Origin of the sequence: Neobacillus mesonae, assembly GCF_001636315.1 — a bacterium.
In the GTDB taxonomy this organism is placed as follows: Bacteria; Bacillota; Bacilli; order Bacillales; family Cytobacillaceae; genus Neobacillus; species Neobacillus mesonae.
In genome coordinates, this window is record NZ_KV440949.1 from 546,669 (window position 1) to 559,292 (window position 12,624).

Annotated in this window: 13 protein-coding genes and 1 other RNA gene; 3 read left to right on the forward strand and 11 right to left on the reverse strand. The window is 39.8% G+C overall.

All coding sequences use genetic code 11. The features are described 5' to 3' along the window. Window positions 1–31 precede the first annotated feature (31 nt). The 8 genes from A6749_RS02685 to A6749_RS02720 form a co-directional block, all read right to left on the reverse strand. Entirely contained in the window at window positions 32–1,936 is a 1,905-nt protein-coding gene (locus tag A6749_RS02685) for an ATP-dependent DNA helicase (protein WP_066400697.1), read from the reverse strand. Window positions 1,937–1,996: 60 nt separating this feature from the next. Then, window positions 1,997–3,151, reverse strand: a complete 1,155-nt coding sequence (locus A6749_RS02690; protein WP_066384911.1) for a THUMP domain-containing class I SAM-dependent RNA methyltransferase — start codon at window positions 3,149–3,151, stop codon at window positions 1,997–1,999. 148 nt (window positions 3,152–3,299) lie between these two features. Beyond that, window positions 3,300–3,694: RNase P RNA component class B (gene rnpB, locus A6749_RS02695), an RNA gene on the reverse strand. Window positions 3,695–3,774: 80 nt separating this feature from the next. Continuing rightward, entirely contained in the window at window positions 3,775–4,077 is a 303-nt protein-coding gene (gene gpsB, locus A6749_RS02700) for a cell division regulator GpsB (RefSeq protein ID WP_066384916.1), read from the reverse strand. Window positions 4,078–4,215: 138 nt separating this feature from the next. Continuing rightward, window positions 4,216–4,773 (reverse strand): SLOG family protein, encoded by a 558-nt coding sequence (locus tag A6749_RS02705; protein ID WP_066400708.1) that lies wholly within the window; start codon window positions 4,771–4,773, stop codon window positions 4,216–4,218. Window positions 4,774–4,903: 130 nt separating this feature from the next. Continuing rightward, window positions 4,904–5,254 carry a CotD family spore coat protein gene (locus A6749_RS02710; protein WP_066384917.1) on the reverse strand — a complete coding sequence of 117 codons (351 nt, stop codon included), beginning with the start codon at window positions 5,252–5,254 and terminating at the stop codon, window positions 4,904–4,906. A gap of 415 nt (window positions 5,255–5,669) precedes the next feature. After that, window positions 5,670–6,956, reverse strand: coding sequence for a ribonuclease H-like domain-containing protein (locus A6749_RS02715; protein WP_066384920.1), 1,287 nt, complete (start codon window positions 6,954–6,956; stop codon window positions 5,670–5,672). Next, the gene (locus A6749_RS02720) at window positions 6,947–9,250 is read right to left on the reverse strand and encodes a DEAD/DEAH box helicase (RefSeq protein ID WP_066384924.1); all 2,304 of its coding nucleotides are present in this window, start codon (window positions 9,248–9,250) and stop codon (window positions 6,947–6,949) included. The genes A6749_RS02715 and A6749_RS02720 overlap by 10 nt, the downstream gene beginning before the upstream one ends. A 200-nt stretch (window positions 9,251–9,450) precedes the next feature. On the opposite strand from A6749_RS02720, the gene A6749_RS02725 reads away from it, so the two are divergent. Continuing rightward, on the forward strand, window positions 9,451–10,149 hold the full coding sequence (locus tag A6749_RS02725) for a Crp/Fnr family transcriptional regulator (protein WP_066384926.1): 699 nt from the start codon (window positions 9,451–9,453) through the stop codon (window positions 10,147–10,149). Window positions 10,150–10,287: 138 nt separating this feature from the next. Continuing rightward, the gene (locus A6749_RS02730) at window positions 10,288–10,767 is read left to right on the forward strand and encodes an Hsp20/alpha crystallin family protein (protein ID WP_066384928.1); all 480 of its coding nucleotides are present in this window, start codon (window positions 10,288–10,290) and stop codon (window positions 10,765–10,767) included. A 40-nt stretch (window positions 10,768–10,807) separates the two neighbouring features. Here the strand turns inward: A6749_RS02730 and A6749_RS02735 are convergent, their stop codons facing one another. Further along, window positions 10,808–11,326, reverse strand: coding sequence for a YppG family protein (locus tag A6749_RS02735; RefSeq protein ID WP_236719619.1), 519 nt, complete (start codon window positions 11,324–11,326; stop codon window positions 10,808–10,810). 218 nt (window positions 11,327–11,544) lie between these two features. Here A6749_RS02735 and yppF point away from each other — a divergent pair, with 218 nt between their 5' ends. Beyond that, a complete protein-coding gene (gene yppF, locus A6749_RS02740; protein ID WP_066384933.1) occupies window positions 11,545–11,751 on the forward strand; it encodes a YppF family protein in 207 nt (68 codons plus the stop codon). Between the two features lie 32 nt (window positions 11,752–11,783). Here the strand turns inward: yppF and A6749_RS02745 are convergent, their stop codons facing one another. Together A6749_RS02745 and A6749_RS02750 are read right to left on the reverse strand one after the other, a co-directional pair. Next, window positions 11,784–12,140, reverse strand: a complete 357-nt coding sequence (locus tag A6749_RS02745; RefSeq protein WP_066384936.1) for a DUF1798 family protein — start codon at window positions 12,138–12,140, stop codon at window positions 11,784–11,786. Window positions 12,141–12,188: 48 nt separating this feature from the next. Continuing rightward, window positions 12,189–12,464 (reverse strand): hypothetical protein, encoded by a 276-nt coding sequence (locus A6749_RS02750; protein WP_066384937.1) that lies wholly within the window; start codon window positions 12,462–12,464, stop codon window positions 12,189–12,191. Between the last annotated feature and the right edge of the window lie 160 nt (window positions 12,465–12,624).

A 12,624-nucleotide genomic window follows, 5' to 3' on the forward strand; every position in this document is an offset into this window, starting at 1 on the left:
AGCGGAAGCGCCTGATGCTTCCGCTTTTTTATTAGTCTATTTGTACCGGCAAAACAGCTTTTATTTTTTCTAAAACCACCGGATCAAGCTCTTCATGCAATAGAATATGAACCTTCCCGCAGTCCTGTTCACTTCTGATTAACCGGCCCACTCCCTGTCTGAGGCGAAGCAGCATATATGGTAAATCCACTTGGGCAAATGGATCCTCCAAACCATTCTTTTTCGCAGTAAAAACCGGATCATCGGGTGGAAATGGGAGGGAAAAGATCAGCACATTTTCAAGTGACCTTCCCGGTATATCAAGACCTTCCCAAAGATGAATAGAGCAAAGAACAGCCTGCTCCTCATTTTGAAACTTGGAAACTAACGTACTTATCTCCTTGTCCCCTTCATAATAAATAGGAAATGGGAAAGACTCCCGTCTAAGGCTTTCTTTTACCGCTGCTAGTTCTGCTTGGTTATTTACGAGTATTAATGCCCGGCCTTCAGATAAGCGAAGCTGTTGATGCACATAGTGAATTTTATTCACATAATCTTCCTTTTTAAACGATGGCAGACAAATTTGCATGATTTTCTCATAATCAAATGGCGAAGCAACCGAAAATGATAAATAATCATCAATTCCTAGACTCTCAGCAATATAATCAAACGATTTTTCATTTGATAAAGTAGCAGAAGAGAAGATATATGGTTTCTTTTGTGAGAAAACCTCTTCCCTCATCACCTCTTCCACCATTTTCGGCATAATGACAAGTGTATGTTCTGCCCCAGACTCCTCGAACCAAGTAATCCCATTTAGTTCCTGAAGGAATAGCGACAAGGAGTATGTTATTTGTTCCAAATATTCCTCGACGATTTTCAAATCATATTCATCAATCACAAATAATTCACTTTCAAAGACAAGCTCCTCTTCAATCTCTTGCAGCTTTGCGAGTAATTTGCGGCACTGTTTCATAACAAGAGGATGTTTCGTAATCATATGCTTTTCCGAGCCTTGTGTCCGTTTCGCAAATTGAGAAAGTGAACTAAAGAAGGCCTCATTTTCTATTAATGCCTCTTCGATTGTATATAATGTTTTTTCCCTGACATCATTCTCCATTAATCTTGTCAGCAGCGTTTCCAATGTATAATCGGTAAAACGGTAGCTTAATGCTTTTTGAGCAGCAAATTCTAGCAAATGCCCCTCGTCAAAGACAACAGAAGAATGCTCAGGTAACAGCGGCAGCTGGCCTTCCCGTTTTCGAGAATTCTTCGTCCAAATATGCTCCATATAAAAATCATGCGAACAAATAATCAAATCCTTCGAATGACGGTAATATTCGCGGTTTAAAGTTAACCCGCAGCGATGGCGCTTATCGCAGGAAAAACAATCCTGAAGCGAATCCCAATTGATTTTTGTCCATACTTCATCAGGCAATGACGGATAATCTCTACGGTCACCATACCTGCTGAAATTCTGCATCGACCCTGTCATATGCACAAAGTCTGGCAGCTGTTCATATAGATCACTGATTTCGTCGGAAAAATCCCGTACTTGATCAAGTTTTTTCAAACATAAATATTGTTCCTGAGATTTTGCGAGCCGGACATCAATTTTCAACCCTAATGCCTGCTCCAATTTAGCTATATCGCCTTCTTTTTTAACCAGCTGTTCAATCAAGGTCTCATCCGCACAAGCAATGATTGCTGGGCGATGGGTATATCGGGCATACATGATCGCGTAAAGCAAATAAACGATGGTTTTTCCTGTTCCAACCCCCGCCTCGGCAAACATGACTTTTTTCTCCTTAAACGCTTTTTCAAGCTGAAAGGCCATAAATATTTGCTCATCGCGGAGTTCAAACCCCGCTTCCGGCAGAATGTCATAAAATACGTCGCCAATCCATTCGTTTAATTTATCATAAAATGATTCCGTCTTTGCAACCGTAAATGGCATGCTGTTCTGCAAACATATCCCTCCACAAAAAGAATAGCGTCAAAACGACGCTACCCGATATTAATTATTGTCCAATTCCTTGTTACGCGGCGGCCTTTTGCCCCAATATTGGTATAAATCCGTCCGAATTGAACCGTTAAACAGCTTCCGTTTTTTTGTTGCCGGTCTGCCGTAAAATTGTTCAAATTCCTCATTTGAAGTTAAGATATAAATCGACCATGTATCAAGCTTGTTTAATACTTGTCCCATCTCGCGGTACATTGCTTCCACAGCATTTTTCTCGCCAATCCGTTCTCCATATGGCGGATTGCCAATAATTACACCGTATTCCTTGGAGGTGGTGAAATCCTTCACCTGCATCTGCTTAAACTGGACAATATCGCCAAAACCAGCTTCAAATGCATTTTCTTGGGCGATATTAACCATTCGATGATCAATATCCGAACCGGTAATATCAAGGTGCTGATTATAGTTAGCTAAATCCTCTGCCTCTGTCCGGACCTCATCCCAAACCTTTTGTGGAATCCACTTCCACTCCTCAGAAACAAAATCACGATTAAAGCCTGGAGCGATATTTTGCCCAATCAATGCTGCTTCAATTGGAATCGTACCAGAGCCGCAGAAAGGATCATAAAATGGACGGTCAGGATGCCAATTGGTCAGCATGATAAGTGCAGCAGCCATAGTTTCCTTTAACGGCGCCTCCCCCTGGGCAGCCCGATAGCCGCGTTTATGCAATCCTTGTCCGCTGGCATCGATGGTAATGGTCGCGACATCCTTTAATAACGCCACTTCAATACGGTATAAAGCACCATTTTCTTCAAACCAGCTATTTCGTTTATAATGTTGTTTCATCCGTTCCACAATTGCTTTTTTGACGATCGCCTGGCAATCGGATACACTAAACAGCTTTGATTTCACTGACTTTCCAATTACGGGAAACTCTGCATCCTCAGGAAGAAATTGTTCCCATGGTAGTGCCTTTGTCCGCTCAAAAAGCTCATCAAAGGTATATGCCTTGAATTCGCCGACTTTAATTTTGATCCGGTCCGCCGTTCGCAGCCATAAATTACTTCGGGCAATCGCATATTCGTCTCCTTCATATGTGATTTTCCCATTATCCACCTGACAATCATATCCAAGCGTCCGAACTTCTTTGGCTACTAATGCCTCCAGTCCCATTGCCGCTGTTGCGATTATTTGATATGTCCCCATTATTTCACCCTTAATGTATGTAATGTTAAAAGAATCCTGTATCATTATTGGCTAAAAAAAATAAATTCAACCTATTACGTATGTAAGCAATTAAAAAGCCCTCCCGATTTGGAGGGCAATAATTTGCATGATTCATTCATTAAAAACGTTCTGTAAGCCATGTTCTGTTCCTCCGTACTCCAAACGACAAAATGTCTCGTACAAAGGCGGTAATCATCTATCTACAGATGGAAACCATCTGTCCTTCCCTTTGTTCAATTCCTCTGGGAAGATGCCCCTACCATAATTTGGGTTTCTCGCTCGCGGGGTTTACCCGTTCCACCCTTTCCATTTCTGGAAAGACTACGTCACTGTGGCACTTTTATAGGTACTCATACCATATCCAAAAGGACTTAGGTATTTCCCAGCCGTCAACCGGCAGACGCCGGCTGCCCTAGCTTATGAATTCGCTAGGCGCGAACACTACGAGCATCTCAGCTTCGTGCGAGCATGGACTTTCCTCAACAATTCGCCTAAAGCAAATTGCAGCGATTACCCGAACGTTATTAATGAGTACTTAACTATTATATGTAGTTCAAGCCGTAAATTCAATGGTTATTATTAGGAAATTACGGGATTTCTTGTTAATCATATAATTTATTGCCAAATACATGCTTTTCAAGATTCGATAACCGCTTTAGTATATCAAAATTAGTTGTGCCGGCAGGCTGAGCCATTGGCTGTCTTTTGCCTGCTTCTTCAAGCTGTTTACGCAGTCTCAAATTTTCTTGCTGAAGATCTTCAATTTCCTGATGCATTGTTCCATAATCTTTAATAACCAAATCTAGAAATTTATCCACTTCTTCTTGTTTATAACCGCGGACACCCGTTTTAAATTCTTTCTCTAATATATCCTTTGCCGTTAATTTCACTTTATCTGACAGCATTCAAATCACCTCAAATTCGCCCATCATTACTTATTATTTTTTCAAAAATATGCGGTTTTGTCAATTTTCATGTAGCTTAAAAATGACTTGCTCCCAATTATCATTATATTATGAAGATAAGCAGCTATACCTATAAAACTAATATTCCGTTTGCTTTAATTGTTCCTCTTCCACAATCATTTGCAGGTCATAAAAGGTAATCAATTCAATTAGATAATCATGATCCTCTTGATACTTTACCGCTAATTCGTATAAATATTTCGGACTGCCTTCCTTCTCCTGATCATAAAGCAGTAAAAGACCATCAATTTTATCAAGGAAAAATTGATTTTTTAAGCGGAATTGCCATGGTTTTTCATATCCCTTTTTAGTTACCGAATCCACAAAATCGGCTTGCATCAGTACGGATTCATACCATTCCTTATTATGTTCATTCCACGAGGCTTCCTGATTTAGAAAAGGAGTAATAACTGCCAGTTTTAATTCCGGATATTCGACCTGCAATTCAAATACGGTCTCGGCTGCCCACAGTTCAACTCCAAGCTGTCCGCTGATTAACACCCATTCAAGCCCTTCTTCAACCTTTGGCAATAGTGCTTTTTTTATCGCCGCTTTAATAAATGCCGCAGATGGATGATCTTTTTTAAAAATCCCTAATTCAAATGGTTTATACCCGGAAATGGCTAAAACGTTGATGGAAACCGTCCCCTTTAGCAAAATTTTTTTAAAATTAGGACAAACATTTTAATGGAATCAGCATACCATATAATAAATAAAAAAATAAAAAACAAGGGCTTAAAAGCCCCTGTAAATGAAAATCAAATGATTAAGGTCTAGGTCCCATATATGGTCCTGCCCCAAAACCAGGACCTCCTGGGCCAAACCCTGGACCTCCTGGGCCAAAGCCTGCGCCTCCCATACCGTATCCCGGTAACACATTAGGTGCCGGCATTCCGCCTGGCGCACAAGGGTTACAGCAGTTTACATGCTGATTACATACTTCTTCACAGCAGGATGATGTGTGCGGACAATAGTGTTTATGCTCGAACATATGGTGGTTTACCGTTGTTGTGTGTACCGGATGAATATGAGGCACCACCGTTTTTGAAAAAGTATGATTTACATAGTTAGTAGTTGGATGAATAACCGGCGGCGTAACATTAGCTCCTAGAAACATAATCCCTTCTCCCTTCAATTTGTATTGTGTTTACATTAACAGCCTATGAAGAAAGGAGTACTCTTGTACTAATGAAAATACCTATTTTTACGATTATTTCCAAAATCTTTATATTTTCCGTTGGACGCAACCTTAAAAATCAGATTTTTTAAAAAAATGAATAAAAGCTATCTTTTAAACTAGTAAAAACAACCGCAGTCAAACAAACAACAATAAAAAACAAAAATAAAATAGCTTTGTACATCACTACCAGCTCCATAAAATTCTAGAGTTGATTTTACTCAACAATTTTAAATTGTACCTTGTCCGAAGCAGATAGACAATATGATTTGAAAAATTTTTGTCATTAAAATGTGAAATTTTTGTTACATTTGTCGAAATGTGAAAAAAAACGGTTGTTCATCGATTTTTTTGCTTATTTTTGCGCTTGCCCTGGAAATTTTGTAAGCTTTCGTTCAAGCCGTTCTCGTCTTTTTCGAAGCCCTTCATCTGCAGCTTCGGTAATTAATTTCGGATTATTTGTAACACGTTTAGAAAGATTGATGGCTTTATCACAAAATTGAACAGCTTTCTCAAGATTCTTTAATCGATGTTCGTAAATTTTAGCAAGCTCTAGACACGCTTCGAGGTTCAAGGCGGCATCGGCTGAATCGATGACATCTAGGAATAAGTCACGTGCCTTTTCCCAGTCTCGATCTTTTTTTGCTTGAAATGCCAAAACACGCTTTGCCTGAAACGATGCGGAATCTTGTTTGTTTGTCAATTTCGTCAGCGTCTTCTCCGCTTCCTTCCTTTCACCGATGGCTGCAAACCATCTGCCTACTTCATAGGTTTCCATTCTTGTCTGCATTGTATCGGTCCCACAAAGTTGAAATGTTAAATGAGTATATAACGTTAAAAGTGAAAGAATATCTATTTCATTATGCTTTAAGACACCCAGCATCCCATCAGGCTGTTTGTTTTCAATAAAATCAAAATAGATCATTGGGGCCAAAAAACCGGGGATATCGTCTACTCTTTCGACCCCAAGAACCTCATTTTCCACTACAGAAAGCTTTAACCGTTCTAATTTGTGTTTCCATAGCCTCCTTGCGGCATGGAATAAATCAAAGTGCCCAAATGCAGGCAGGTTCGGGACATGGTCTCTTACAAGCATATGCCTCGTTTTAACCTGGGGCCAGTCAAATGATTTTCCATTATAGGTGACAAGTGTTTTATAATTAACCTTTTCTAAAAAACTTTGGTATAGCGGCACCTCTGCTCCCGGATGCGGCAGTATATGCTGCCTTAGTATCACACTATTATGTGTGATGCTGGCATACCCCAGTAAAAAGATGGTATTGCCCACCCCGCCGCCAAGTCCGGTTGTTTCCGTATCAAAAAAGAACAGTTCTCCAGGATTAAATCCTTTTGCAGACAACGGGTGATTTACATCCTGTTCATTCCAAAGCTCAACAGCTGTTAAAAAATCTTGAAAACGATAATGGCCATGTTTTTGGGAAAGCGGATAGTTCACTTCCCTGATTAAGCAGTAATCATGATCAAAAAAATATGGATAAACCTTTTCATCTTCCCATCGTTGCCGAAATGGCACCTCGATTTCTTCCGTTTCTGGAACAGCCTTAATGGTAAGTCTTTCCTGTTGATTACCGGCCGATGACATATGGGGCTTTAATCGATTTAATTTATTTTTTAATGACATGGGCGCACTTCCTTATTCGTTTCGGAAGCCTGCAGATACGAATCGATGATGTTTAATGTATCTCGTTTAGCTGTCTCATTCATTGCCTCTGTTCCGATACAAGATGGACAGCCAGATTCACATCGACAACGGGTAATCATCTTTCTTGCCTCATTAAATACATTAAACATATCGGTATAAATCTTTTCACTTAAACCGATTCCACCCGGATAGCGATCATAAAAGAAGATTGTCGGTTTTTCATTATGGTCCGCCTTTACCTGCGGTATGACATGAATATCTTGCGGGTCTGCCATCACAAATAACGGGGCAATATGATTCAATGCATGGGCGGCGCCGACCAAGCCTTGCTCAAGCCGCTCCTGCCCCATTTCTGCCAAAGCCTTATGCAGGGAAATCCATGCCGCATTGGTGTGCAATTCTTCTTCAGGCAGATGGATTGGCCCTGAGCCGATATTTTCATGAGTTTCAAATTTAATTTTTTTAAAGATTGTTGCCATCGCCCGGACACTGACATCACCGAAGCCAATTTCGGCTTTAGCAAAAGACTTAAATTGATCCTCCTCAAGCACCTTTAACTGAACCGCCAAATTTGCATCGGTAAAATAATCTACATCCACTTCGCGGACAAATGCCTTTTTCTCTTCCCAGTCCAGTTTCTCGACCTGAAACTGCGTGCCTTGATGCAAATAAATGGCCTCGTCATGCAGCAGCGTCATTGCCGAAAAGCGGTCCATTTCACCGATCACTTTCACATTTGCCACATCGGATTGATCCACAATTATGACGTTTTCCTGCGAAGCCGAGCGGAGACTTATATTGTGGGCAGGAAAAGAATCATTCATCCAATACCATTTATCGCCGTTTCGATAAAGGACCCGCTCCTCGGTTAAATACTCCAGCAGTTCTTCCGTTCCGACGCCGCCAAACTCTTCACCTGCTTTAAATGGCAGCTCATAGGCTGCACACTTCATATGGTCAATTAGGATAATAAGATTGTCAGGGTTAATCCGGGCTGTTTCCGGACTTCTAGTAAAAAAGTAGTCTGGGTTTTGAATAATATATTGGTCAAGTGGGCTCGAACTCGCCACCATCATCACCAATGCCTCGCCATGCCGTCTGCCCGCTCTACCGGCCTGCTGCCACGCACTTGAAATCGTCCCGGGGTAACCGGTCATGATACAAACCTGCAGCTGTCCTATGTCGACGCCGAGTTCAAGAGCATTGGTACTGACAACTCCATAAATTTCGCCGGAACGTAAACCTTTTTCAATTTTCCTCCGCTCCGTCGGCAAATAGCCGCCACGGTAGCCCATAATTGATTTCGGTCCTAATTGATGTTTCACCAATTCTTGCAGGTATGTCAAAATAATTTCAACCCTGACCCTGCTTCTGGCAAACACGATCGTTTGGATTTTATTTTTTAACAGCTCCCCGGCAATTTTCCGCACTTCAAGTGTGGCGCTCCTTCGAATATTTAGCGGTTTATTAACAATCGGCGGATTATAAAAAACAAAATGTTTTCTTCCGCTCGGTGCGCCATTATTATCAATAAGCTCCATTTTTTCTTCGGTTAACGTTTCAGCTAATTCCAATGGATTAGCGATTGTCGCGGACGTGCAGATAAATATTGGATTGCTGCCGTAATAACGACAAATCCGCTTTAACCTTCTTATAACATTCGCCACATGACTGCCAAAGACGCCTCGATACGTATGAAGCTCGTCGATCACGACAAATTGCAGGTTTTCAAACAGCGAAACCCATTTTGTATGGTGCGGCAGAATGGCGGAATGCAGCATATCAGGATTGGTAATCACCACATGACCCGCTTTTCTTACCCGCTGCCGAATATTTGCCGGTGTATCCCCGTCATATGTATAACTGTTGATATCAACACCCGCCGCCTGAATGATTTCGTTTATTTCACTTTTTTGGTCTTGGGCAAGCGCTTTAGTTGGGAACATATAAAGTGCTCTTGTCTTTGGATTTTCAAGTATGGCTTGCAGCACAGGGAGATTGTAGCATAACGTTTTTCCTGATGCCGTCGGGGTGACCGCCACAATACTTCTGCCTGAACTGACGTAATCGTACGCTGATTTTTGATGAGTATAAAGCTGGTTAATACCTTTGGAACAGAGAGCACCCATAAGCGCCGGATGCAGTGCTTCCGGCAGCGGGACAGTTTGAGCCTCCTTCTCCGGGATGGTATGCCATGTTACAATATTTTCTTTAAAATTTTCATTTATTTTTAAGTCATCAATAATTTCGGATAAACTTTTTTTCACTTTCAACCGTCTCACCTCAATATCTCTATTCTAGCGAATAAATGTTCGTTTTGAAAGTCAAAAAAGCCATTTTATGTTGATTTATCCTTGGTTTTTTTTTCCTAATTAAATATTCGCTGGCGTAAAAGTTTTTTCCGCAAAGAGTAAACTATTAGAACATTATTTGTTAGAATAGAAGTAATTGAATTTATGATGAAGGTGATTGAATGAAAATAGAGGAAATTAAAAAGGTTCTTTCCGGTTTTACTCTTTTTCGAGACCTAAATGATTATGAGCTGACAAAAATTACAGATATTGCTATTGTTCGGGAATGGAAAAAACACAGTCATGTATTTCTTCAAGGGGACCCGCTTGAAAATGTTTATTTCATTTATCATGGGAAAATTAAAATATATAAGAGTGACGTCAGCGGGAAAGAGCAAATTGTAAATATCATGAAAAAGGGCGATATGTTTCCTCACGTCGGCTTCTTTAGAAAAGGAGACTACCCTGCTTATGCTGAAGTATTGGATCCGTCAACTCTGATTGCGATTCCAATTTCAAAGTTTGAAAATGTGTTGATTGAAAATCCTGAGCTTTGTATTAAAGTGTTTAAGGTGTTAGGTGAAAAAATTGTTGATTTACAAAACCGCCTCGAAGAACAAATCCTCAATAATACGTATGAGCAAATTGTAAAACTGTTAATCCGTCTTGCAAAAAATCACGGCAGGAAACAGGACGATGGAACCATCCTGTTAAAATCGGAATTTACCAATAAAGATTTGGCCAATATGATTGGTACAACAAGAGAAACCATCAGCAGGACCTTAACGAAAATGAAGAAAGATGAATTGATCGAAGTGGATGATGAAGGAAATATGGTGTTAGACACCGAAATCTTAATGGAAGAGATTCATCTTATTTAATCCCGCGGCAAAACGGCTGCGGTTTTTTCTTTTTTATCTCACAATATTCCCTTTATACATTAAGCACCGCAAATTTCAGCACATAGCCAATTTGTCACGCATATGATATCGTGTGAAAATTGTGAAAGAGAGGGGATTATGGTGTCATCTAATCTTCCAAGCGATAAGAATAACCCTAAAAAGCCGCTTGATCCATTCAATGACATAAGAAAAGCCATGAATGAGTTTTTTAATGAAAAACCGATTAGAGGATTTTTACAGTCGATTGATGATTTCTTCAAAACTCCTTTTCCATTCGAAGGAGGCTTATATGTGGACACGGTAGAAACTGAAAATGAATATATAGTTTCCGCCGAGCTTCCTGGAGTGAAACGTGAGCAAATCCACTTGAATATCACCGGAAATTACTTAACCATTTCTGTAGAAAACAACGAGCTTGAAACAGCAGAGGACAGCCAGAATCATATTTATCACAGGAAGTTTGTCCGTCAACAGTCGTCAAGGACCGTATCACTTCCACAAGCCATTAACGAGAAAATGATTAAAGCATCTTACCGCGATGGATTATTACAAATTCGCATCCCGCGGCAAAAAGGTAAGATCATTGAAATTGAATAAACGATGAAAGCAAAAAAAAGACGGCTTCAAGCCGTTTTTTTTATACTTTAAAGATACTTCCAACCCCCTTAACAAGCGATGAAACCTGCGTCACTGCGTTCATCATTTGACCCGCGGTATTCATCATTTTATTAAAATCCACAGATCCATCCTGAGATTTAAAAGAATTCATCAGTGACTGCATCCCGCTTGGCTGTTTTGGGATAAAGCTTTGTTTTGGATAGGGATTCATCATAGGATAATTATTCATTTGCATATACGGTTTAGGGATCATTTCTTCTTTTGGCTGCAACGGGTTTTGAAATAAAAATTGCGAGTCCTTTTGTGAAAAATATTGATTCGGCATATTTTGGTCCATGAGTCCCGACTGATAGTTTTGCGCTGAAAATGGCTGGTATCCTTGCGGAAAATATGGGATTTGCTGCTGGTATGGATTCCACTCCTGATTATGCAGCGGGGCCTGTGGTGAAAACGGACCATTCCGGTTAAAGGGCTGCAGATGCTGCTGCCCAAAGGCAGGGCCATTGTACATCATTTGCCCTTGATACCCATTATTCATATTTTGAAAAGCTCTCCTTTTAGCAAACATGGGCAAACATCTCCTCCGCATTTATCACTATTACACTTTATGAAGGACAAAAATGATTGGTGAATTCAACAAATGAAATTCTCCATGTCAAAATTAGTGTTATTTTGTCTAAAGTTTAAATTTTTTAAAAACTAAGAAAGCGCTTAATTTCGTGATACGATAGAAAAAATGATGAAGGAGGATTTACGATGAACATTCACGAATTAAAAGAAAAATTCAGTCAAATTCGCAGCTTCAGCACAGATGATGTCAACGCATTAATGGATTTTGCCAAGAAGACCTATATTCATAATGAGATCAGCATTAAGGAATATCGTAAACTAGTTCGTGAACTTGAAGGTAAAGGGGCGGCATTGCCTGAAGAGCCCATTGAAAACTCCCTCATCGAAAATTGAATAAAAAAAAAAGATGCTGCTAGGCATCTTTTTTATGTTTTTATTACTTTTAATACTTCCCTAAGAAAATATTCAACTGTCCGCTGTGAATTTAAAAACCTTGATTTGCTCGTTTCCGGAAAAAAACACTGAATCGCTAACTTCTCAATATGGTCAGCAGTAGTTTCTACCTGCTTTTCGTGAATATGTTTAAAGGTCAAATCAGCCAGCCATTTCTTCATCAGAGATTTCCATTCATTATTTACAGCCATTACTTCATCAACAAATGGTTTTATCATTTGTTGAAAATCCTGCTTCTCTCCAGTTTCCCGCGCAAGCTGAAAATAGTTTAAAAACGAGGTATTATATGTTAGCAATCTTTCGGTTAGTTCATAGATGGTACTTTCCATTTTTCTTATCTCCTAGCAATGCTATATATCAATAATAACAGCATACTATTACTTAAATGCCAAATTCAAGTTTTGAACTTTAGGGGATTGGTTATAAACAATCTCTTGCTCTTCTTGGGAGTGAAGATCTAATTGTGCAACTTTATTTTCCATGATGGAGAGTTTATTTGCTGTATGAAATATTTTTTCCCGTTCGGTCATGTTTAATTTGTTTCGGTGGTCGGAGAAAGAATCCTCTAGAACCGACTCTAACTCTTCTAATTGGCCATGAATTTCCTCCAGCATGGATAGAATCTTACCCTTTTCAGTCGATGAATCAGTCATATATTAGTCCTCCTCATGGTATTCTTATTTACTATATTCTCTCTTCCCTTTCTCCTTCCTTCCCGCTTGACAAAACTAGAAGCTATTCGTCAAAGAAAGTGCTAATCCTGCATTTACTCTTGTTCATTTCGACATCCTCCTGCTAATAGCATGAAATAAA